The 23,357-nt window shown below is 61.1% G+C and carries 18 protein-coding genes; 8 read left to right on the top strand and 10 right to left on the bottom strand.

Annotation, left to right across the window (positions count from 1 at the left end; genetic code table 11):
* Window positions 1-41 precede the first annotated feature (41 nt).
* The 3 genes from Q1K31_RS02530 to Q1K31_RS02520 all read right to left on the bottom strand — a co-directional run bounded on the left by Q1K31_RS02530 (window position 42) and on the right by Q1K31_RS02520 (window position 4,188).
* The gene (locus Q1K31_RS02530) at window positions 42-527 is read right to left on the bottom strand and encodes an N-acetyltransferase (RefSeq protein WP_300376361.1); all 486 of its coding nucleotides are present in this window, start codon (window positions 525-527) and stop codon (window positions 42-44) included.
* A gap of 4 nt (window positions 528-531) precedes the next feature.
* Window positions 532-1,578, bottom strand: a complete 1,047-nt coding sequence (bioB, locus tag Q1K31_RS02525) for a biotin synthase BioB (RefSeq protein ID WP_300376359.1) — start codon at window positions 1,576-1,578, stop codon at window positions 532-534.
* Between the two features lie 165 nt (window positions 1,579-1,743).
* Window positions 1,744-4,188 carry a PAS domain-containing sensor histidine kinase gene (locus tag Q1K31_RS02520; RefSeq protein ID WP_300376357.1) on the bottom strand — a complete coding sequence of 815 codons (2,445 nt, stop codon included), beginning with the start codon at window positions 4,186-4,188 and terminating at the stop codon, window positions 1,744-1,746.
* Window positions 4,189-4,511: 323 nt separating this feature from the next.
* On the opposite strand from Q1K31_RS02520, the gene Q1K31_RS02515 reads away from it, so the two are divergent.
* Together Q1K31_RS02515 and Q1K31_RS02510 are read left to right on the top strand one after the other, a co-directional pair.
* A complete protein-coding gene (locus Q1K31_RS02515; RefSeq protein ID WP_300376355.1) occupies window positions 4,512-6,860 on the top strand; it encodes a S8 family peptidase in 2,349 nt (782 codons plus the stop codon).
* Between the two features lie 27 nt (window positions 6,861-6,887).
* Window positions 6,888-7,283: a hypothetical protein gene (locus Q1K31_RS02510; protein WP_300376353.1), complete on the top strand. Its 396-nt coding sequence runs from the start codon at window positions 6,888-6,890 to the stop codon at window positions 7,281-7,283.
* Window positions 7,284-7,299: 16 nt separating this feature from the next.
* Here the strand turns inward: Q1K31_RS02510 and Q1K31_RS02505 are convergent, their stop codons facing one another.
* Window positions 7,300-7,569 (bottom strand): DksA/TraR family C4-type zinc finger protein, encoded by a 270-nt coding sequence (locus Q1K31_RS02505; protein WP_300376351.1) that lies wholly within the window; start codon window positions 7,567-7,569, stop codon window positions 7,300-7,302.
* A gap of 146 nt (window positions 7,570-7,715) precedes the next feature.
* The gene (gene ahcY, locus Q1K31_RS02500) at window positions 7,716-9,110 is read right to left on the bottom strand and encodes an adenosylhomocysteinase (protein ID WP_300376349.1); all 1,395 of its coding nucleotides are present in this window, start codon (window positions 9,108-9,110) and stop codon (window positions 7,716-7,718) included.
* Between the two features lie 150 nt (window positions 9,111-9,260).
* On the opposite strand from ahcY, the gene Q1K31_RS02495 reads away from it, so the two are divergent.
* Window positions 9,261-9,848, top strand: coding sequence for an EF-hand domain-containing protein (locus Q1K31_RS02495; protein WP_300376347.1), 588 nt, complete (start codon window positions 9,261-9,263; stop codon window positions 9,846-9,848).
* A gap of 29 nt (window positions 9,849-9,877) precedes the next feature.
* Here Q1K31_RS02495 and Q1K31_RS02490 read toward each other — a convergent pair whose 3' ends face one another.
* Window positions 9,878-10,990: a histidine kinase dimerization/phosphoacceptor domain -containing protein gene (locus Q1K31_RS02490; protein ID WP_300376345.1), complete on the bottom strand. Its 1,113-nt coding sequence runs from the start codon at window positions 10,988-10,990 to the stop codon at window positions 9,878-9,880.
* Between the two features lie 233 nt (window positions 10,991-11,223).
* Between Q1K31_RS02490 and polA the strand changes: the two genes are divergently transcribed.
* The 5 genes from polA to Q1K31_RS02465 all read left to right on the top strand — a co-directional run bounded on the left by polA (window position 11,224) and on the right by Q1K31_RS02465 (window position 17,964).
* Complete coding sequence (gene polA, locus Q1K31_RS02485) at window positions 11,224-14,016, top strand: DNA polymerase I (protein ID WP_300376343.1); 2,793 nt, start codon at window positions 11,224-11,226, stop codon at window positions 14,014-14,016.
* A gap of 94 nt (window positions 14,017-14,110) precedes the next feature.
* Window positions 14,111-14,938 (top strand): hypothetical protein, encoded by an 828-nt coding sequence (locus tag Q1K31_RS02480; RefSeq protein WP_300376342.1) that lies wholly within the window; start codon window positions 14,111-14,113, stop codon window positions 14,936-14,938.
* A gap of 944 nt (window positions 14,939-15,882) precedes the next feature.
* Entirely contained in the window at window positions 15,883-16,710 is an 828-nt protein-coding gene (locus Q1K31_RS02475; protein WP_300376340.1) for a hypothetical protein, read from the top strand.
* A 113-nt stretch (window positions 16,711-16,823) separates the two neighbouring features.
* Window positions 16,824-17,561: a VOC family protein gene (locus tag Q1K31_RS02470; RefSeq protein WP_300376338.1), complete on the top strand. Its 738-nt coding sequence runs from the start codon at window positions 16,824-16,826 to the stop codon at window positions 17,559-17,561.
* 46 nt (window positions 17,562-17,607) lie between these two features.
* Window positions 17,608-17,964: a hypothetical protein gene (locus tag Q1K31_RS02465; RefSeq protein ID WP_300376336.1), complete on the top strand. Its 357-nt coding sequence runs from the start codon at window positions 17,608-17,610 to the stop codon at window positions 17,962-17,964.
* Here the strand turns inward: Q1K31_RS02465 and Q1K31_RS02460 are convergent.
* The 4 genes from Q1K31_RS02460 to ettA all read right to left on the bottom strand — a co-directional run bounded on the left by Q1K31_RS02460 (window position 17,961) and on the right by ettA (window position 23,195).
* Entirely contained in the window at window positions 17,961-19,214 is a 1,254-nt protein-coding gene (locus Q1K31_RS02460) for a sensor domain-containing diguanylate cyclase (RefSeq protein WP_300376334.1), read from the bottom strand. The genes Q1K31_RS02465 and Q1K31_RS02460 overlap by 4 nt on opposite strands.
* Window positions 19,215-19,398: 184 nt before the next feature.
* A complete protein-coding gene (locus Q1K31_RS02455) occupies window positions 19,399-20,643 on the bottom strand; it encodes a GGDEF domain-containing protein (RefSeq protein WP_300376332.1) in 1,245 nt (414 codons plus the stop codon).
* 98 nt (window positions 20,644-20,741) lie between these two features.
* Window positions 20,742-21,518, bottom strand: a complete 777-nt coding sequence (locus Q1K31_RS02450) for a phosphatase PAP2 family protein (RefSeq protein ID WP_300376330.1) — start codon at window positions 21,516-21,518, stop codon at window positions 20,742-20,744.
* A 9-nt stretch (window positions 21,519-21,527) separates the two neighbouring features.
* A complete protein-coding gene (ettA, locus tag Q1K31_RS02445) occupies window positions 21,528-23,195 on the bottom strand; it encodes an energy-dependent translational throttle protein EttA (RefSeq protein ID WP_300376328.1) in 1,668 nt (555 codons plus the stop codon).
* Window positions 23,196-23,357 lie beyond the last annotated feature (162 nt).

The following is a 23,357-nucleotide window of genomic DNA, read 5'->3' as shown; positions in this document are numbered from 1 at the left end:
CAAAGCTTTCGACCCGTCGGGTTCAAGCTTGGCGGGTAAAATCAGACAAGTGTCTTGTACATGATGCAGGCATCCACATAGCCCTCGCGGGGGTGCAGGAACGCACCGGGGAGCCTGCCGGCGATCTCGTATCCGAGCTTCTTCCAGAGCCGGATGGCCCCTTCATTGGTCGAGACGACAAAGTTGAACTGCATGGCGCGAAAGCCGGCCTGCCGCGCAATTTCCTGCGAGTGCTCGCACATGCTGCCTGCCACACCGCGTCCACGGGCTTGTGGAGACGTCATATAGCCGCAATTGCAGACATGCGCCCCGCCCCCGTCCTGATTGGCTTTCAGGTAATAGGTACCGAGAATGCGGCCGTCGTCCTCGCATACGAATGTCTGCTTTTCGGCAGACATCCAGTAAGCAAGCGCCGCCTCGCGTGGGATATCGGGCGCAAGCGTGTAGGTCTCTCCCGCCCGCAGGACCGACTCCAGAATCGACCAGATCGCATCTGCGTCGGATTCCGTAGCCGGCCGGATATGCATTGAGCTAGCTTGCCGCACCGATCAGCGTCGTCTTGCGCGCGGCGACCACCGGTTCCTCGACGGCCGGCTCTTCAATGGCAGGCGTTGCGGTCTCCTCTTTCGAGGCATGTTCGAAGCCCATCGCTTTGAGCAGGGCTTCGTCGCGCGTCTCGCCCGGATTGTCCGTGGTCAGCAGGCGTTCGCCGACAAAGACGGAGTTCGCGCCCGCCAGCAGGCAGAGCGCTTGGCCCTCTTCGCTCATGGCTTCACGGCCCGCGGCCAGACGCACCCAGCTTTTCGGGAAGACGATGCGGCAGACCGCCAGCGCGCGGGCCATCTCGACAATACTGACCGGCTTGCTCTGACCAAGCGGCGTGCCTTCGATCGGCACAAGCATGTTGACCGGCACACTTTCGGGATGCGGGTTGAGCTTCGAGAGCTCATGGATCAGCCCGATACGGTCCTCACGGCCCTCGCCCATGCCAAGAATACCGCCGACACAGAGATTGATGCCTGCCTCGCGGCAATGCGCCAGCGTGTCCAGACGGTCCTGATAGGTCCGCGTCGAGACGACTTTCTCATAGTATTCCGGCGAGGTATCGAGGTTGTGGTTGTAATAGTCGAGCCCGGCCTCGCGCAGCACCTTGGCCTGATGCTGCTCGAGCATGCCGAGCGTCACGCAGGTCTCGAGGCCTTCCGCCTTCACCGCAGAAATCATGTCGGCGACCTTCGGCAGGTCCCGGTCTTTCAGGTTGCGCCAGGCCGCGCCCATGCAGAAACGGTCGGCGCCACACGCCTTGGCTTCCTTTGCCGCGGAGACGACCTCATCCAGCGGCATCAGCTTGCTGGCGTCGAGGCCCGTTTCAAAGTGCGCAGACTGGTTGCAATAGCCGCAATCTTCCGCACAGCCGCCCGTCTTGATCGACAGGAGCTGGCTTTTCTGCACCTTGCCGTCTGCCCAGTTGGCCGTTTTGACCGCAAGCGCCTTGCCGATCAGCGTGTCGAGCGGCGCTTCATACAGCGCGGCAATCTCCTCACGGCTCCAGTCATGGCGGGCCTCTGTCTGCGTCATGGCAAATCCTTTCCTGATCCCTCAAACTGAGAGGGCCAGACGAACATCCGATCGTCTGGCCCCTCCACGTTTCACCTTGAAGCGGGAATTGCCGCCCGGTTCAAGCCCTGTCTCCGCTATATCCGCGCCTGCCGTAGCGATATGTTGTGCACCAGGCACACCTGCTCAGGCGCGTGCCTCCAGGGCGGCATTCTCCAACGGCGTGCGCTTCGTCGTGACCGCCTTGACCGGCAACCAGACAACGACTTCCGTACCGCCCTCGGGCGAGGACTTGATACCGACATTGCCGCCATGCAGGTCGACGAAGTTCTTTACCAGCGCCAGCCCCAGCCCGGCACCGCGCTGGTCTGATGAGGTGAAGCTGTCAAAACTCGACGCCTGGCGGTCGGCTTCGATCCCCTTGCCGGTATCCTTGACCGACAGGATCGCCATGTTCTCCACCCGGCTGGCAGAGACCGTCACTTCACCGCCCGGCTCGGTAAACCGCATGGCATTCGACAGGAGGTTGAACAGCACCTGCCGGATACGCCGCTTGTCGGCATACACGCTGCCAACATCGTCTGCGACGTCGGAATGTACGCTGATCTGGGTATCGCTCGCCTTGCCGACGGTCAGCTCCACGCTTTCACGCACCACATCGGCCAGCTTGAAGTCCTCCAGGTCGAGATCCATCCGGCCCGCCTCGATCAGGGCAAGATCGAGAATGTTCTCAATCAGCTTGTTGAGCTGGTCGGAAGCCGTCAGGATCGCCTTCACATTGTCCAGCTGGCGCTCATTCAACTCGCCATTTCGTCCGGACTCGAGAAACTCCGCATAGCCGAGAATTGTCGTCAGCGGGGACCGCAGCTGGTAGCTGACATTCCGCACGAATTCGGTCTTCAGCCGGTCGGCCGCCTCGAAGGCTTCGGCCCGTCCCCGCAACGCCCCTTCCACGGCACGTTGGGCGGTCACGTCGGCAAAGGCGATCAGCGTATTCCCGTCCGGCAGCGGCTGGGTGACATAGGTCAGCACAGTCCCGTCGGAGCGCTTCATCTCCCCCGTAGTGGGCCGGCGCGCATTGGCCGACGGGTCGGTGATATGGCCCTTGATCTGCGTCCACGTCTCGCGGTCATGGAACAGCGGCACGCACGACTCGATGATGTCGTCATAGTCGGGCTGTTCCTTCACAAGCTGCGGATCAAGCGACCAGAGAGAGGTGAAGGCCCGGTTCCAGAGTTTCAGCCGCCCGTCGGAGCCGAACACCGCAACCGCCTCGTGCAGGCTGTCCAGCGTCGAGGTCTGCGTCTTTATCAGGGCATTGAAGCGCGTCTGGAGATCCAGTTCGCCGGTAATGTCCTTGAACAGCAGAAGCAGCCCGCCCATCGGGTGGCGCTGGCGCGTGACCTGGAGTGTGCGCCCATCCGGCAGGGACCATTTGTCTTCCTCGATGCCGGAAATATCGAGATAATGCGACAGCTCCTCGGCACGCCAGGCAGCATAGTCAGCACGCGCAGGCAGGCGGCGATAGCTGCGCAGCCGATCCAGAAGCTCGCCATGCGACGGGCTGTCGAGCAGGAAGCCGTCATCCAGCTCCCACATTGCCGCAAAGGCGCGGTTGTAGAAGACCAGCTTGCGGTCCGGCCCGAAAATCGCCACCCCGTCCGCAACATGGTTGAGTGTTTCGTCATGTGCCTTGACGTGGCGGTTCAATTCCTCTCGCGCGGTTTCTTCCTCGGTCACGTCGAATGCCATCGCACCGGCCCCGCCCGAGAGCGGGAAAGTCAGCACGCGCATTGCCCGTCGTTCTTCCCCGATCACGATATGGCGCGTGGCATCAATGTCATTGCCCTCGGAGATGGTCCGCCGCATCTGGTCGACGGCCTTGTCGTCAAGCGTGATCTGGCGGTCCAGTGTGCGGTCGAGCGAGCCACCGTCGACGGCCTCGATATAGGCCGGGTTCGCCCATTGCAGCCGGCCCGCACCCGAGACACGCCAGGCCGGGAACGGGGCCTTGCCCAGCATGTCGAGAAAGGCTGTCGGGTCACGGGCGATAACCTGCCGGGCCTCTTCGAGCTTGCCACGTGCGGAGCTTTCCTCCAGCCCCTTGATGGTCGAGTCAGTTACCCAGACAACAGCACGGGCACCGGCCGTGCGCCCGTCGGCCTCCAGGAAGCGTCCGGACGGGCCAATCAGGGTCAGTGAGAAGGGCTGGCCATTCTCACGCAATTCCCTCAGGCGGCTGCGTAGCGTCGTGTCCTGCCCGGCCCCGTCACGCGCCTCCAGATCGGCCAGTCCCTCGATAATGCGGATCGCCGGGTCCGGCGAAATGGCGTCATCGGTAAACCTGAGCAGGCCGGCCAGCGCGATGGGCGAGCCGTGGATCTCCGGCCGGGCAATCATGTCGTGCTCGTCTTCCAGCGTATCGCCCTGCCAGACGAGGATGACACCGGGATGGGCGCCCAGGACGGATTTGAGTTCGGCCAGGCCGGTTTCGGCCTGCCCCGCACGTTCACGATACTTTTTCGCTGCCCCGCGCGCACCTTCAGACGTTCGCAGTGCCCAGAGGATGAAAGCCAGGCCAAGCGCAAGCGCCCCGGCGGCAATAATGATCGGGACCTGTTCAGCAATCATCTCATCCCTCCGGTACGGATTTCTCGGACGCGGGCCAAGCGTATTGGTTAACCGAATGGGTGCTTCGCGTTAAGGCCCTCTTAATCGGCCAGTAACACTTCGTGGAATTCTTGTGCAGCCCTGCCAGTCTGCGGACCCATAAGCCCTGCAGTCAGCGTATCTGACTGGAGGCTGAAGTCTGCCTGCCGGACAGGACAACGCCGTCGAAGTTGACGGATGTTACCAACCGTTCATTCATCCTTCAGCTTGAGAATGTCATTCTTCATGCCCGGATAGGGTGGGGTCAACAGAGCTCCTACGGGTGCAAACTTCAAGGCAACGTCATGCCCGCCACACCGTCACGTCCACATATCTCAAGGCTTCTGCTTGGCGCATCGCTCGCGCTGCCGCTCCTGCTCGGCGCAGCCGGGTGCGCAAGCGGCGGTGGTGGAGGCGGCGGCAATGCTGCGCCAGTGTCTCCACCTCCACCTCCTCCCCCACCGCCGCCGCCTCCGCCACCCCCGGCGGGTAATCCGGCGGATTTCGAGACATCCGAGTACAATACCAGCGGCGGGCTTGGCCTGATCGGCGCATCGACCGCCTATGCCGAAGGCGCGACCGGCGCTGGCATCACGGTCGCGGTCATCGACACCTCGTTCAATCCTGAACACCCGGACCTTATGGGCCAGATCCTCACAGCCAGCTTTGATGTGAATGCCAGTGAGCGCACAGCTGACGACGTCGACCCCCAGGGACACGGCTCGCTGGTCGCAGGCGTGGTCGCGGCCAGCAAGAATGACCTTGGCGGACATGGTGTCGCCTTCGAGTCTGACATTCTCGCCATCCGCGCCGACCGGCCGGGGAGTTGCCAAGACACCGGCGAGGATGAAGGCTGCCGGTTCCGCGATCCCGACGTAGCGCGGGGCATTGATGCTGCTGTCGCGCAGGGCGCACGCATCATCAACCTGTCACTGGGCGGTGCGCCGGATTCAGACCCGACGCTTGAAAACGCGATCCGGCGGGCAACCGCTGCGGGAGTCCTCGTCGTGGTCTCGGCCGGCAATGATGCCGCGCCGTCCGGCCCGGTCGAGGATGACCCCAGTACCGTCGCCCCGGCTGAAGGCACCTCGCCCAATGAACCCGCCAACATTGCAGGCACACAGGGCACGCTTGGCCGCGTCGTCGCGGTCGGCTCTGTCGACCTGAACGGTGTCATCTCCGATTTCTCGAACCGTGCCGGGGCCACGCAGGACTTCTACATCCTCGCGCCCGGCGAAGGCGTTGTCGCGCCCGGTCCGGACGATGACCTCGTGCTGCCGGATGACCCGGACAATGATGCCGATGACGAGGGTGACTTCTATCGTGTCAGCGGCACCTCCTTCGCGGCTCCACATGTCTCCGGCGCGCTTGCGCTGATGCTCGACCTCTTTCCCAACATCACGCCGGAGGATGCTCTCTCCGCACTTCTCGACAGCGCCCGGGACTATGTCGACGAAAATCCCGATCCCATCCGCGAAGAGCCAGCCGGCGTCGGCACGGATGCAGTGTCCGGCGTCGGCACGCTTGATCTTGAGGCCGCTTTCGCGCCGCAGGGCGCCACCAGCATGTCGATCAATGGTGAGACCATGCCGCTCGGCCAGACCATCGCGCCAGCATCTGGTGCTTTTGGCGACTGGGCCAGCCAGCCGGGCGCCTTCAGCCAGCTTGTCTTCACTGACCGGTATAATCGCGCCTATCGCTTCAACGCCGCCCGCGTGATGCCTGCCGGCACCGCCCGTATCGCGGACTTCGACTACCGCGCGGACGCTGCCGCCGGTCAGTCGCACGCTTTCAGGCAGGGCCCGGTGACGTTCTCCTATCACCAGCCCGCCTTCCGCGATGACCGCGCCGTGCCCTATGACGAGGCCCCGACCCCGCAGTTCACAGCCGAATTTGCCTTCAATGGCGGCTCGGTCGAGTTCGGGCGCGGCTATGGCGCAAAGTCGCTTGCCCCGCAGGTCAGCCTGATCAACGAGCCTGGCGCCCGCACAGGTTTCTCCGAAGGTGGCTGGGCCCGTTTCAGCCATGACATCGGGGAGATGTCCTTCGAGGTCTTCTCCTCCGATGACGAGGACCTCTCGGTCTCGGGCATCGGGCTTTCGCGTCTGGAGGAAACATGGGGGCTTCGCGGACAGGTCAGCACAATACGTGACGGGCGCACCGCCCTTGGCGGCGTCATACAGGGCCGTTTCGGCGGCGAGGACCGCTCGGTCCTGACCGCCTATGCTCTTGAGAGCGCCTACCGCCCGCTTGGCAACCTGCGCCTCTCGGCCGGCATCGAAGCCGCGTCTGTCGCACTGCCTGGCGTCGACGCAGACGGGGTCTGGACCAGCCGCTGGTCCATCGGTGCCGATACGGTCAGCCCCATTGGCACGCTCGGGCTCACCATCGCCCAGCCACGCCGCGCCGAAACCGGCACGCTCAGCTTCAATGGCGTGACCGGCCTCGATGCGGACTTCAACTTCGTCTCCGAAACCATACACGCGCCGCTCACCCCCAGCGGGCGCGAGATCAATTATGAGGCCCGCTGGGGCTTTGCCCTGCCCGGCGGCATTGACGCGGGCCTGACGGCTGCCCTCTCAACGGAACCCAACCACGTTGAATCCGCTGATCCGGCAAGCGTTTACTGGGTCTCGCTGTCGAAGTCATGGTAGCGGGACCGAAGAGACAGGAGATACGCCATGCGATACCTGACCGGGCTTCTCGCCGCAGGCGCACTGACAGCCTGCGCCGCCCCTGCCCCGACACCTGGCACGCCCGTGCCTGATACGCACCGCCAGCTCTGCAACTTCACGATGACCGACGCTTCCGCCTGGATCGACCGTATGCCCGGCCCCGGCGGGCCGAGCGGCAATCTCGTTGTCATGGTCGAGGTCGAAAATGACGGGACTTCACGCCGTTTCGAGTCGCGTGGAATGCGCGGCGACGGCACGCTGCTTCTTGATGTCGTGGAATGGGGGCCAGATGCCGGACTGAACAAGATCACCTATCGCAGTAAAGGGCTCTCGCCGGAGCGCGTCGAGATACGTTGCGCCGGTGCGCCGGTGACGACCGTTGATGTGATGAAGGTTTACTGACGCCCCCGCACCAGCCCTATTTCAACTGGCTGTCCTTCGAGCCGCGCCGGTTGATCCAGCCGCGCTGGGCTGTTTCGGCATCGAGGGCCTGCTGGCAGGCAACACAATGGGTAACGCCAGCGACCAGCTCGCGCCGCTTTGGCGGGATCGCTTCGCCACATTCCATGCAATGCGTCAGGCTCTCGCCTTTCGGGCGCTGATGCGCCTGTATGCGCTTCAGCTCATCCCGGATCGAGTCCTCGATCTGCTCATGCACCGCGCCGTCTTTCGACCAGCCTCCGGCCATGGAAACCTCCTGTTTCACTGCCCTGCACGGTTGTGCAGTATCCTGCAAAGCTAGGAACAGCCCCCGCCATTAACAGCCCCCAGACGCAGAAAACCCCTGCCCGGCCGGACAGGGGTTTCCTTGATTGGCAGCGTGCAGCCGCAAGCCTAGTAGCGATAATGCTCCGGCTTGTACGGGCCTTCCGGCGTCACACCGATATACTCGGCCTGGTCCGGCTGAAGCTCGGTGAGGCCGACGCTCAGCTTCTTCAGGTGAAGGCGTGCAACCTTCTCGTCGAGGTGCTTCGGCAGCGTGTACACCTCGTTCTTGTACTCACCCTTGTTGTGGTAGAGCGCGATCTGGGCCAGCACCTGGTTGGTGAAGGAGGCCGACATCACGAAGGACGGGTGGCCCGTCGCATTGCCGAGGTTCACCAGACGGCCTTCCGACAGCAGGATGATCCGCTTGCCATCCGGGAAGGTGATCATGTCGACCTGCGGCTTGATGTTCGTCCACTCGAAATTCTTGAGCGCCTCGACCTGGATCTCGTTATCGAAGTGGCCGATGTTACAGACGATCGCCATGTCCTTCATCTGGCGCATGTGATCGACGGTGATGATGTCCTTGTTGCCTGTCGCGGTGACAAAGATGTCGGCGGTGCCGACCGTGTCGTCGAGGGTCTGGACATCGAAGCCGTCCATCGAGGCCTGCAGGGCGCAGATCGGGTCGACTTCCGAAACCGTCACGCGGGCGCCTGCACCGTCGAGCGAAGCAGCCGAACCCTTGCCGACGTCGCCATAGCCAGCGACGAAAGCCGTCTTGCCGGCCATCATCAGGTCGGTGCCGCGGCGGATCGCATCGACGAGGCTTTCACGGCAGCCATACTTGTTGTCGAACTTCGACTTGGTGACGGAGTCGTTGACGTTGATCGCCGGGAACGGCAGCTCGCCCTTCTTGGCGAGTTGGTAGAGGCGGTTCACGCCGGTCGTCGTTTCTTCGGAAACGCCGAGGATCTCTTCCTTGACCTTGGCAAACCAGCCCGGGGTCTCGGCGATCCGCTTCTTGATCTGCTTGAACAGGGCAACTTCTTCTTCCGCGCCCGGATTCTCGAGCAGGGACGGATCCTTCTCGGCTTTTTCGCCAAGCAGGATGTACATGGTCGCATCGCCACCATCATCCAGGATGAGGTTGATCATCTTGCCGTCCGGCCACTGGAAGATCTTGTCGCAGAACTGCCAGTATTCATCCAGCGTCTCGCCCTTGTGGGCAAAGACCGGCGTGCCATTGTCGGCGATTGCCGCGGCCGCGTGGTCCTGCGTGGAGTAGATGTTGCAGCTCGCCCAGCGAACTTCCGCGCCAAGAGCTTCCAGCGTCTGGATAAGCACAGCGGTCTGGATCGTCATGTGGAGCGAACCGGCAATGCGGGCACCCTTGAGCGGCTTGTCTGAGCCATACTCTTCGCGCGCAGCCATGAGGCCCGGCATTTCGGTTTCTGCGATTGCAATTTCCTTACGGCCATACTCGGCCTGGGAGATATCCGCTACTGAGTAGTCGTTAGACATATCAATGATCCTTTATACGTTTATATGAGCCTCCTAAACGAAGGCTCGCTGAGGATCAACAGGAGCGAAGCGCCTTCTTACGCATTCCTCATGTGGTAATTCTGCAACCGTGCAGTATGTTATGACTGTATGGTGACGAGTGGAGGTCACATGACACGTCTGTTTTTCACATCCGCGCTCGTGACAATGCTTGCCTGCGCCCTGCCCGTCAGCGCGTCGGCAGCTGAGGATGATAACCTCGTGCGTCTGCCCGGCTCCGGTCAGGTCAAGTCCGAGGAAGACCGTTCAAAACTCAATATGGACCGGCTGAAACCCGGCGGCGGCCTGCTGGCCTCCTTCGACACCGATGATGACGGACGTATTTCACAGGCGGAAATGGAAGCCGGTATCAAGGCTGCCTTCGCAGAGGCTGATGCCAATAATGACAACCGGCTGACTGCCATCGAGCAGCAGCAATGGGCCGCCAGCCTGCCGACACGCGATGACTCGCTTGCCAATCCCGTGCGCTTCGATCCGAATCTCGACCGGCGTGTGAGCTTTGCCGAATTCAGCAATGTCATCATGGATCTTGCCCGCGACTATCGCGAGGAAGACCAGCAGGAACTCCGCGTGGCAGCCCTCAAGGCGCCCAAAAAAGAGAAGGAAAGACGCCGCATCTATGAAGGCATAGGCCGTCCGGGGGAAATTCCGGGCCGGCTGCCGGGCGAAGAGCCGTCAGATCCGTCTTCCATCCGCTGACAGCGGGTCAGCAGACCCGCCGGACCGGGCTAGCCCACCACGTGCTCGTCCACCGGAACCGCAAGTTCGACCTTGTAGCCCTTGTCCAGTGGAATGCGGTTGATCTGCGCGCCGATCTGGGAAGCTGCCGCCTTGAGCAGGCGTGTCCCCAGGCTGACCTTTGCTTCGCCCTTGCCTGAACCTGCTGCATCGGACCCGACTCCGTCATCAGTGCAGCTGATGGAAAGCGCATTGTCTGTCACACTCATGGCGAGCGTGACATGCCCGGCTTCTCCTTCGGGAAATCCGTGCTTGATCGCATTCGCAACGAATTCGCTGACGATCACGCCAATGTTTCCTGCAAGCCTGGCTTCAACTTCAAGCGGCTGCGTCCGGCAGGAAACCGTTATTCTTGGCGGCGCGGATTCGGCCAGGTAGCCCGTAATCCGTTCCAGGAAGTCGCCGAGCTGCACATGCTGGGTGTCTGCTGTATTGTGCAGGGCTTCATGCAGGGCCGAGACCGCCTCAACACGACGTGCCACGGCGTCCAGAACCGCTGATGGTTCCTCGTTCTTTTGCAGCTGCCCCTGATAGACCCGCACATAGGAGGCGATGGTCTGCAACGAATTCTTGACCCTGTGGTCCATTTCATCTCGCAGCGTCGCCTGTGTCTTCAGGGACAGCCTGAGATCGAGTTCCCGCATCACACGGCGCGCCAGGATTTCCAGTGACCGCTTCTGATAAGGCGTCAGGGTCCGGGGTTTGTTATCGAGCACGCAGAGCGTCCCGATCGGCATCCCATTGCTCGTCTTCAGCAGCGCACCGGCATAGAACCTCAGCCCGTCTTCCGGCGTGCAAAGTTCATTGTCACAGGTCCGCGGGTCTTCATGCGTATCTGGAATTTCCACGAAGTCGGCTTCCAGGATCACATGCGAACAGATCGAGGTTTCCAGCGGGGTCTCGCGTGCACCGAGGCCGGTCTCCGCCTTGAACCACTGACGCTCATCGTCGATCAGGTTGACGACAGAAATCGGGGTTTCACAGATTGCGGCGGCAAGCTCGACGATTTCATCGAAGTCGGACTCGCGCGGGGTATCGAGAATGTCGTAACGCCGTAAAGCCGCCAGTCTTTGTGCCTGAAGGGGGTGTGCCTGCGCTCTCATATAGCAGACCTCGTTCTGAGAGGAGTGATGCCCGGTCGAGCTTAGGTATTGCCTAATGTTCTTTTATCAACGCCTTAGCGACTGTCCAGCAGCATTGAATGTACACGGGGCCCCTATCAGACTGACTGTCTTGTCACGCCGTGATGCCGGAACTGCATTCTGACACTGTCTCGCCTCTGTCCCTCAGCGCCCCTCCCGGCTAAACAGGCTGCAGCCAGCGAGGAATCACGTCCATGCCGTCAGCGCCGATCACCGAAGACAGCCATCTCTACCTCATTGATGCGAGCGCCTATATCTTCCGCGCCTATCATGCCCTGCCGCCCCTGACGCGCGCTTCGGACGGCACGCCGGTCGGCGCGGTCTCAGGCTTCTGCAACATGCTCTGGAAGCTGCTCGAAGAACTGAAAGGCGGCGACCAGCCAACCCATTTCGCCTGCATCTTCGACCATTCCTCCTACTCCTTCCGCAACGACCTCTATGCCGAGTACAAGGCCAATCGTGACGCCCCGCCGGAAGACCTGCGCCCGCAATTCCCGCTGGTGCGCGAGGCCGCCGTCGCCTTCCACACCCACGCCCTCGAGCTGGAAGGCTACGAAGCCGACGACCTGATCGCCACCTATGCCCGCCAGGCCGCCGCCAAGGGGGCGCGGGTCACCATTGTGTCTTCCGACAAGGATCTGATGCAGCTTGTCACCGACCGCGTGGTGATGCTCGACACGATGAAGAACAAGACGCTCGACATCGACGCCGTCTTCGACAAGTTCGGCGTCACCCCGGACAGGGTTGTCGATGTGCAGGCACTGGCCGGTGACAGTGTCGACAACGTCCCCGGCGCACCCGGCATCGGCGTGAAGACCGCCGCCACCCTTCTCAACGAGTATGGCGATGTCGAAACCCTTCTGGCGCGCGCGAAAGAAATCAAGCAGCCCAAGCGCCGCCAGACCCTGATCGACCATGCCGATGCCGTGCGCATCTCGAAAACGCTCGTCACGCTGAAGGATGACGTCCCCGTCGAGGTTGCGCTGGAAGACCTCGCCGTCTCCGAGCCGGACCCGAAGACCCTGATCGACTTTCTGGAAAAGATGGAATTCCGCACCATCACCCGGCGCGTGCGCGAAACCTTCGAGGCCGAGGGCGTCATCGAGGAAAGTTCGCCCGGCGACATCGGCTTCGACACGGACAGCTATGTCTGCATCCGGGACTTCAAGGAGCTGGAAGACTGGATCGCCCGCGCGCATACGGCCGGCGTCATCGGGCTGGACACCGAGACCAACAGCCTCGACTGCCAGACCTGCGACCTGATCGGCATCTCGCTCGCCGTCGCGCCCAATGAGGCAGCCTATATCCCGCTCGGCCATATCGACCCGGACCATTCCGGCGGCGACGACATGTTCGACGCAGACCCGCCGCGCCAGCTGCGTATGGAAGACGTGATCGCCGCGCTGAAACCGCTGCTGGAAGACCCGTCCGTCCTCAAGGTCGGCCAGAATTTCAAGTATGACCTCACCGTCCTTGCCCGCTACGGCATCGAGGTCAGCCCCGTCGACGACACGATGCTGCTCTCCTTTGCCCTTCATGCCGGAATGCACGGCCACGGCATGGACGAGCTGTCGGAGCGCTATTTCCATCACACGCCGATCCCGTTCAAGGAAGTCGCCGGCTCAGGCAAATCGCAGGTCAGCTTCGACCGTGTGGCGCTGGAACCAGCCACTCGTTACGCCGCTGAGGATGCCGACGTGACACTGCGCCTCTGGCAGGCGTTCAAGCCACGCCTCTTCCGCGAAAAGGTCACCTCCGTCTACGAGACGCTCGACCGCCCGCTGATCCCGGTGCTGGCCGACATGGAGCGCGCCGGCATCAAGGTCGACCGTGATCATCTCTCTCGCATGTCGGCGGATTTCCAGCAGCGCATGGCGGGCCTTGAGGACGCCGCCTACAAGGCCGCCGGCACCGAGTTCAACATGGGCTCGCCCAAACAGCTCGGCGAAATCCTGTTCGGCGAGATGGACCTGCCCGGCGGCAAGAAGACCAAGTCCGGCCAGTGGTCGACCGACGCCTCACAACTGGAATACCTCGCCGCGCAGGGCCACGAACTGCCGCAGATCATCCTCGACTGGCGGATGCTCTCAAAACTGCGCTCGACCTATACCGAAGCCCTCCAGGACGCGATCAATCCGCAGACGAAACGCGTCCACACCTCTTACTCGATGGCCGGCGCGCAGACAGGCCGCCTCTCCTCGACGGACCCGAACCTCCAGAACATTCCGATCCGCACCGAGGAAGGCCGCAAGATCCGCGAAGCCTTCATCGCCGAAGAGGGCAATGTCCTGATCAGCGCCGACTACAGCCAGATCGAACTCAGGCTGCTCGCCCATATCGCCAACATCGACGCGCTCAAGAACGCGTTCAAAGAGGGCCTGGACATCCACGCCATGACGGCCAGCGAGATGTTCGACACCCCCATCGACGGTATGGACCCGATGGTGCGCCGTCGCGCCAAGGCGATCAATTTCGGCATCATATACGGCATTTCCGCCTTCGGCCTTGCCAACCAGCTCGGCATCGAGCGCGGCGAGGCGTCGGACTATATCAAGGCCTATTTCGAGAAGTTCCCCGGCATCCGCAAATACATGGACGAGACCAAGGCCTTCGCGAAGGAAAACCTCTATGTGAAGACCGCCTTCGGCCGGAAGCTCCACCTGAAAGAGATGGGCTCGAAGAACGGCGCGCAACGCGCCTTTGCCGAACGCCAGGCCATCAATGCCCCCATCCAGGGCTCGGCCGCCGACATCATCAAGCGCGCCATGATCAGCATGCCCGACGCGCTCGCCAAGAAAAAGCTCGACGCGAAGATGCTGCTACAGGTCCACGACGAACTGATCTTCGAATGCCCGAAGGACCAGGCCGAGGACACGATCGCGGTCGTCCAGAAAGTCATGCAGGCCGCCCCGAAACCCGCCCTCGACCTCTCCGTCCCACTCGACGTCGAGGCCCGCGCCGCAAGCAGCTGGGCCGAAGCGCATTGATGGCGGATGAGATGACCGCGCAATATCCGCCACTCAGACCACTTGCCTTTAGCGTCAGTGCCAATACTAGGAATAGATATCACGCGAGGGGCAAATGGACTTTCAGGCTATTATTTTCGCCGCAATAGCTGGAGCAGTTGGAAGTGGGCTCGGTGCTGCATTAGGACTCGCGGCGGCCAAACTATTTAAGGCGTCGAACGCAGCCCCTTTTATAGTGATCGGTGTAATTATCGGCATTACCCTTAGTCGCTTTGTCGATCCTTCCGCAATAAGTGCGTCAGGGGAATTGCGTGACCAGCTTGATACTGAGCTTCGGACAGACCCACTCTTTAGGCAGCTTCAAGCTGAGTTTCCAGATGAATATGGAGCTTATCTAAATGAACTTGCCCGCAAGGCACCTTCGCTGAATCCTGAAGAAGCCGAGCAAATGGGCTTTGAATTTACTTCAAATCTACGCATGAAATATGCCGGTAATATACGCCAAGCGTCTGACGAGCAGATATCCAAAATTCTTACGAAAGAATTGCAACTAACTCGCTCCATACGAGACGATTTCGGTATAGATGTATGCGCCAGATTTGTAGCTGGCGGGCCTGCTGCACTCCCCGAAAATGCCTATCCTAAACTAGAAGAGATCATAAGAGACAAAGGAACGGCATTGTTTTCTGCCATTGCCGAAGGGCGCAATTCTTCTGCGGAACCCAAGCATGCAATTGAATCTGACTGGCAGAAATTTTTCTCTGAGTGGTATGCCACCGGTGCAACCGGAGACGATCTCGCGCTTATGCAAAAGTCCTCACCTGACACGCCTGAGATTTGCGATATCGCCATTTCTATCAATAAGACGCTGATAGCGATGGAAGGTGACACAGGCGAAAGGCTTCGTGCTGAATCTGCTTATGGCGCGGCGGCCTTGCCCTAGGAGTTCAAGGCCATAGAAAGTGCTGTGTCTAGACAGGTACAGAGCGCAGCGGGCATGCGCCCTTGACCGCCTGACACGGATCGGACACCGCCCAAAATCTTTTCCAGAACCCACTCTCTCCGCCGGTCCCTGCGCAGGCAGGGACCCATGGGACATCCTTAGCGACACAGCGCCATGGATACCTGCCTGCGCAGGTATCCGCGGCAAAAACTGGCTCGCCCCATATCCAAGGCAGGCGTCTCCCTCGACAGGACAACGCTCTGAGAGCCCATCTCCTGATCCTTACAAAGCGCGTAAAAACCAGAGACTTAAAAGCCGGGCACTCAGACCGCGTAAACCGCGGGGGCGCGTGACACGATCCAGCAGATAGTGCCCCAATCCTCTCCAAAATTTCACCCAAGCCTCGCGCGAAAGCCCGTTGCGTTTATTCGCGCATGAAGCGATATTTCAGTTGCGCGACTCGCGCATGGGGCGAGCCCTCACCCGCGAGACAGGCGCTGCTCCTGCCTGCACGGACATGGCGTCCGGCAGTCTCCAGAGGCAAATCGTGCTATCATCCCCGGCGCCAGAACGGCCCGGGCGATGGCACTTGGAGAGTGAGTAGTACAATGCCCAACCAACAGAAACCGAAACCTGGCAAGCCGCAAAACGACAAGCCGAAGAACGACCAGAACCAGCCGAACAGGCCCGGCGCGTCGAAAGACCAGGACCAGCGCAAGAAATAATCCTGCGCTCCGGACCTGACCGCGAGCCCCTCTCCGTCATCCCCTGGAGAGGGGCTTTCCTTTTGGGCCTGTCTTCCCGGCTTATTCCCGCGGAAGCGGGAACCTCTGACAGGAAGGTCCGGCGCGCGCTGCATGAGATTCCCGCCTACGCGTGTAAGCACGGGTGCCGCTACACCAATACGTCCTACAGCCGGACTCCTGGTGTACCGTCCTCACACCATGACGAGACCGCAGACAGACCGGCATCTTCAGGGCGCGATGGCGCGTATCCGGCCGCAGCTTGAAGCGCTGCTCGCCCGGCTGATGCTGCTTGCCGGTGTGGTCGACGGTGCCGGGCCGGAGCGTATCCCGCATGCCCTGCGCCGCTACATATTGCGCCTGCTGCGCCCTGCCGAAGCGCTGACCCGCCGCCTCATCGTCCTGATGGCGCGGGAGGTGGAGGTGGGCCGTCATCCCGGCCGCCCGGAGGGCGTGCCGGGACCCAGTGCCACCCGGAAGCAGGTCCCGGATCACGCCTCGCGTGTCCGGGATGACGGCGCCACCACCACACATTTCCAGCTCTTCGAAACACTCTATACGCGCCGGCGCAGGCCGCGCCCGGTTTACGTGCCCGGCATCGGGCCGCGCATCCTCTGCCTCGATGCGCCCTACCCGGCGGCCCCTGTCACAGATACAGCAGAAGACGACGCGTCCGCCGCGCCGCTCATCGCGCGGCTGCGCGGGCTTCAGGCCATTCTCGAAAACCCGGAAAAGCTGGCCCGGCGTCATGCCCGCTTCCTTGCCCGGAAAGCCGCCCTGCCGCCGCTGGAACGGGGGCGCACCTCGCCCGTTCGCCCCGGCTGGCCGCCGGGCTATCGCTCACCCCACACACCGCCCTGGCTGAAGGACGCGCTTGCCCATCTCACCTCGGAGATCCGGCGCGGGCCGCCTGGTCTGGCGGCCTGGCTCCCTGTAACCGCATACGCCTCCATGGCAGGACCGCCAGAGAGGCCGCTTTCTCGTGGCGGGTACGCATGGAGGCAAGACTTGCGACAGATACGTGCGTGAACGCGGCGTCCGCATAACGGTGACTTGAGTTGACGCAGGGCTCCGGTGGCGCGACAAGACTGATATAAACTTATTTCTTTGTGTCCGTTACGTCATCTATACTAGGCAACTTCATGACCGCTCTCCGCCTCAGACAACTCGTCATTGCTGCTGAAAGCCTCAAAACCGCTGACCAGCTGCGTGAAGTTCTCGATCTTGGCGAGCCCTATGCCGATCCCGGCGTGGCCGAGTTCGGGCTGGAGAATGCCGTCTTCGCCATCGGCAAGCAGTTCATAGAAATCGTTGCGCCGACGCAGAAGGATGCACCCGTCCAGCGCTTCCTCGACCGGCAGGGCCCCGGCGGGTACATGGCCATCTTCCAGACCGATGACCTCAAGAGCGCACGTGCCCGCCTCGACGGCGCCGGTATTCGCCGGGTCTGGGACATCGACCTGGAGGATATCGCCGCAAGCCATATCCACCCTTCCGATGTCGGGGCGGCGATTGTCTCGCTCGATGAAGCCCATCCCTGGGACAGCTGGCGCTGGGCCGGGCCGAAGTGGGAAAAAGAGACGATTGAAGGTGAGCTCAGCGGGGCCATCCTGGAGAGCCCGGACGCCAACAGCCTGGCCTCACGCTGGGCCGCCGCTCTGGGTGTGCCTGCCTCGACACAGCCGGACGCCACGAAAATCGGGCTCATGGATGATCAGACGCTTGTCTTCCAGACCGGCAGTCAGACACGGCTCGAAGCTTTCTGCATAAGCACGCGAAACGCCATGGACGCACTGGAGCGTGCAGACCGGATGAACCTGCAAAGCAATGGCGATGGCGTGCGCATTGGCGGAGTGAGGCTTGTCCTCAACAATTGCTGAGCCGCAATCGTGCCTATAACGCGCCAATAATTAAGGGAAGGTCTCGATGGACTGGTTCAATGAGGTATTTGACCTGGCCGCTGTGGCCTCCGGGGCCGGGCTGGCAGGAAGCGGCGGGGCCGCGATTGTCGCCTGGATGGTGCGCGGCGCAATCATCCGCTTCATCCTGCGCACCCTGCTGACAGCCATACTGACCGGGATCGGCTTCTATTTTCTGCTCGGCTTTCTCGGTTTTGAAATCGTGCCCAGGGACGACGCCGCGGCAGGCGGCATGGCGGCCACCAGTAGCATGCAAGGCTTCGTGGCACAGGACAGCCAGGACGAGCTGGCAGGCGCGTCCCGCGAAACTGACGAAAGCCCGCGCCGCATCGTCATAGATTCGCCATTCCGGCGCGGCGGCTAGCGGAAGTCCACCTCAAGGTGCGTGCGTGTGCGCTGGGTGACACGGCATGAGGCATCCAGCCCGTCGGAACGAATGATGAGACGGAACTCGTCCGGCACGTTCGCTGTCGAGATCAGGTCCATCCCTGCACCCTCCTGACCGAGTGTGCGCACGGTACAGTCTATAGAGGCGCCACCATTCATGAAGCTGATCTTGCCTGCCTTGAGGACACGCCGCCGGGCCGACTTTACCGAGACGTCGCCTGTGCCCCAGCCTGTACACCGGTTCCGGCCATCATTCTTCGACTGGTAGAGTGCCGCATCTGCCCTGACGAGCAGCATGTCGAGATCCTTGGTCTCGATATCGAAAGCCGCGACACCGAAACTCGCCGTCACGCCGATGGTCTTTTCCTTGAATTCGAAGCGCAAGCCGGAAATATCCCTGCGCAGTTTCTCAGCGACTTCCATCGCCCCTTTGCGGTCCGTCTCTGGCAGGAGAATGGCGAACTCCTCCCCGCCGACACGGGCGAAGATGTCACTCTTGCGCATCCTCTGCTTTACCGTTTCGGCCACCCTTATGAGAACCTCATCGCCAGCGGCGTGCCCATAGGTGTCGTTGATTGATTTGAAATGATCGAGATCGAAGCATATCGCGGTGAGGTTGTGCCTGTGCCGGCTCGCAAGGGCCGCAAGCCGCCCGCCCTCGTCACGGAGAGCCCGGCGCGACAGAGCCCCTGTCATCTCGTCCGTCATGGCCCGTTCACGCAGCTCCATCTGCTCGATCACGATACAGGCCAGGTCATCCAGGATCTGCATGTCAGACGCGTTGAACTCGCGTGGTTCTGAATCCACTGCGCAGATCGTGCCGATGGAATAACCCTTCTTCGTCTTGAGAGGGATGCCGGCATAGAAACGGATATTCGCTTCGCCGGTGACATAGGGATTATCCTTGAACAGGGGGTGCCTGGTCGCATCGTTTACGACAAGCGGCCCGTTCATGTTGATCGTCCGGCGGCAGAAAGTCTCCTGCACAGGCACCTCATCCAGGTCCATCCCCTCACTCGCCTTATACCACTGGCGGTGAGCATCGATGATGGAAATGAGTGCCATGTCCACGTTGAAGCTCGCTCTAACAAGCCGGACAATCCGGTCGTAGCTGTCTTCACGCGGGGTATCGAGTATCCCCATGGACTGGACGGCTTCAAGCCGTCGCGCTTCGTAGCGGGTTTCCTTGCGCGGCCCTCCGTCCGTTCTGGCGGGGTCCATGGTCATGTCATTCCTTTCCTGCGCTTGGAAGAAAAACGGGACTTTCCTGCACAGTATAGCTCTATTTGATTATTACGTACCGACGTTAGGGCCGGGTTACCAGATCGTGGAAATTGTAGGCATTGGGTGCAACAGCCCCACCTGGCCGGTATTGTCGGGCTTTCAGAATGCCAATCCCGGGAAAAGGCGCCTAGCGAAATTCGACCTCCAGGTGGGTTCGCGTGCGTGACAAGACCTTGCAGGACACGCTGAGATTATCCGAGCGGATCAGCAGGCGGAATTCATCCGGCACATTCGTCGTCGTAACGAGATCAAGACCTGCCCCCTCCTGACCGAGCGAACGGACAGTACAATCAATCGAGGCAACATTACCCGCGAAGACAATCTGGCCGGCCTTCAGCACACGCCGGCGAACCACCCGTTGGACAACATCCGCCTGTCCCCAGGCAATGCATCTGTTCCGACCGTTCTGTTTGGCTTCATACATCGACGCATCGGCACGCCCTATAAGCGTGGGAAGGTCGTACTGGCGGTCCTTCTGGCCGGCGATGCCAAAACTCGCTGTTACACCCACAGTCTTGCCCGAAAAATCGAACCGCAAAGCCGCAATGGCCCGGCGCAGTTTTTCGGCCACGAGTACAGCGCCACTTTCATCTGTCTGGGGCAACAACAGGGCAAACTCCTCCCCGCCGAGCCGACCGAATATGTCGCTTTGACGCAGATGAGACGTACAAGTCTTCGCCACGGACTGGAGGACGCTGTCGCCAGCCTGATGACCATACGTATCGTTAATGGACTTGAAGTGATCGAGATCGAAACAGATCAGGTTCAGATTATGCCTGTGACGGGCACAGAGCTGCGTGACCCTGTTGCTTTGTTCCTCAAAGGCCCTGCGGGTCAGAAGGCCTGTCAGTCCGTCATTCGATGCCAGCTGCCGGAGCTTGAAGAAATCCGTCACCACCCTGGCGATATTCTCCATGCCCTCAAGCTGGTTTCGCGTGAGTTTCTTTTCACTGGAATCCAGAGCCGACAGCGTGCCGATTATCTCCTCGTCATCCGTGCGTATTGGTACACCCGCATAGAATTTAACGTCGCTGTAGATGTCCTCGCTCTCAAGTCCTGAAGAAGCTTTGAGCCATCTTTGCTGGCCATCCGTAACAGAGATCGTCGCCGACTCGACAGCCAGCAGGTTACGGAGCGTCGCCACGATATTCTCGAAAAACGCATCAGCAGGTGAATAGGGGGCATCTTCTGACCGTTTTGCTCTACGGGGAGCCTGTTCCTGCTCGCCCCCAGACATATGCTCCTCTGATGTCTTCGAGAGGTCGCCTCTCTCCTCCAGCGATGAGAGGTTTACTTCGGTCACCTTGCCGGAGTGTGGCTGAACATTGAGCGGGGTCTTTTTCATCGCCTTGCCTGAATGCCTGAGGGACATCACCTCATTCTATAGGTTCCTTCAAGAACCATATGAAACACAGATAGATTACTTTTCCTTTGAGGCTGACTTGAGCGGGCTTTCAGGCGGTGCCCGCATCATTCAGGCGATACCGCAGGCTCCAGCTCTATCGTGCCTTCAGGAGTCACATCCACGGCATAGAGGTCCATCGCGGCCTCAAGTGTCAGGATGGCATAGACCGCCCAGATCACGAGCATGACAGCAACGACGAAGGCAAAAGGGCGCGCAAAACGGGTTTCGCCGGGCATCTGGTCAAAGCCCCACGCGACCAGGAACAGGAATACCGACGCCAGGAGAACCGCGCCGACCACATCGCTCGGCCAATGCGCCCCGAGATAGATACGCGACAGCCCCATCAGCATGATGAGCAGGATGAAGGCACCGATCACCAGTCTTTGACGTGTGCCGGTCAGTGCATGGGCGGCAAAAATGGCCAGCGCACCATAGATCACGGCCGAGTTCGTCATGTGGCCGGATGGAAAGCTGAAGCTCTCGACACCGCCATACAGGTCCGCAGTCGGCCTTTCACGCGCGACGAGAAACTTTATGGCCTTGACGGTCAGCGGGGTCAGGATGAAAGCCGCCGCACAGCTCAAAGCGGGCCACCAGGCCCGCCGGAGCAACAGCGTCAGCACCATCGCCACAGCAATGAGCGTCAGGCTCAATGCATCGCCAAACAGGGTGACGAGCACCACAAGCCAGTCTGTCGGCGAATTGCGGAGCGCAATGACCGCATCGCTCAGAGCCTGGTCCAGGCCCGTGATCGCCGCCTCACTGTAAACCAGCCATCCGAGCCCCGCCAACGCGGCCAGGGCAAGACCAGCGGGCAGGATGTGAGAGGTGGTGTGGCGCACCCTGCCCCCTTAGTCGCGCGTGAACTTCTTGAACTTCAGGCGCTTCGGCTCGACCGCATCGGGGCCGAGACGGCGTTTCTTGTCCTCCAGATAGGAGGAGAAGTCGCCCTCGAACCACTCGACATGGCTGTCGCCCTCGAAAGCGAGGATGTGGGTGGCCATACGGTCAAGGAACCAGCGGTCGTGCGAGATGATGACGGCACAGCCGGGGAAGCCGTCGAGGCCCTCTTCCAGCGCCTGAAGCGTCTCAACATCGAGATCGTTGGTCGGTTCGTCCAGCAGCAGCAGGTTGGCGCTCTGGCGCAGCATTTTGGCGAGGTGAACCCGGTTGCGTTCACCACCCGACAGCATGCCGACCTTCTTCTGCTGGTCGGAGCCCTTGAAGTTGAACGCACCTGTATAGGCACGCGAATTCACGTCGACCCCGCCAATATCGAGCACATCAAGCCCGTCGGAAATTTCTTCCCAGACATTCTTCTTGTCGTCGAGCTTGTCGCGGGACTGGTCGACATAGCCTAGCTCTACCGAGTCCCCTACCTGCAAGGTGCCGGCATCCGGCTCTTCCTGCCCGAGGATCATCTTGAACAGGGTCGACTTACCGGCCCCGTTCGGGCCGATCACCCCGACGATGCCGCCGGGCGGCAGGGAGAATGACAGGTCGTCGATCAGCAGGTTGTTACCGAACGCCTTGCGCAGGTTCTCAGCCTCGATGACCTGATTGCCGAGACGTGGCCCGGGGGGAATGCGGATCTGGGCGTGTGAAACCTTCTCGCGCTCGGCCTCGGCGGCGCGCTCTTCATAAGCCTGGATACGAGCCTTCGACTTGGTCTGGCGGGCTTTCGCACCGGCCTGAACCCATTCGAGTTCTTTCGCCAGCGTGCGCTTCTTGCCGGCATCCTCGCGGGCTTCCTGCGCCATCCGCTTGGCTTTCTGCTCAACCCAGTCGGAATAATTACCCTTGTAGGGAATGCCCCGGCCACGATCGAGCTCGAGGATCCAGTCGGTGATCTTGTCGAGGAAATAACGGTCGTGCGTGACGAGGATGACGCAGCCCGGGAAATTGATCAGATAGTTCTGGAGCCAGGCCACCGTCTCGGCATCGAGGTGGTTGGTCGGTTCGTCCATCAGGATCATGTCAGGACGCGAAAGCAGCAACCGGCAGATCGCGACGCGGCGGACTTCACCCCCTGACAGATTGGTGACCTCGGCGCTGCCTTCCGGACAACCAAGGGCGACCATCGCCATCTCGATCTTGGAATCGATGTCCCAGGCATCGGCCTGGTCGACCTGCTCCTGAAGCGCGGTCATCTCTTCCATCAGTTCGTCGGAGTATTCCTCGCCGAGCTTGGTCGAGAGCTCGTTGAACTTGTCGAAAAGCTGTTTTTCCGGGCACTGGCCGGCAATGTTCTCGAAGACGGTCTTGCTCTCGTCGAGCTTCGGCTCCTGCGGGAGGTAGCCGACCTTGGTTCCATCGGCGGCCCAGGCTTCGCCATTAAACTCGCTGTCCTCACCCGCCATGATGCGCAGCAGGGTCGACTTACCCGACCCGTTGACGCCGACCACACCGATCTTGGCATCCGGCAGGAAGGAAAGATGGATGTTCTCGAACACCTTCTTGCCGCCGGGATAAGCCTTGGTGAGGCCCTGCATGTGATAGACGTATTGCGGTCCGGCCATGGGCGATGAGTACCTTGTCTTCTGGATGAACTGGGAGCCTCGCGGTGTAGACGCGTAATGGCTATTTGATCAAGCCGTAAGGTAGTCGCCTGACAGGTACATACAACTGGTTGCACGCAGTCAGCCCGCCCGGCAGATCGTCGGACGGGCTGAAACGTCAGG

The sequence above is a fragment of the Henriciella sp. genome (genome assembly GCF_029936995.1).
Taxonomy (GTDB): Bacteria; Pseudomonadota; Alphaproteobacteria; order Caulobacterales; family Hyphomonadaceae; genus Henriciella.
Note: the sequence above shows the minus strand (reverse complement) of the source record. Positions and strands in the feature narration are given on the sequence as shown.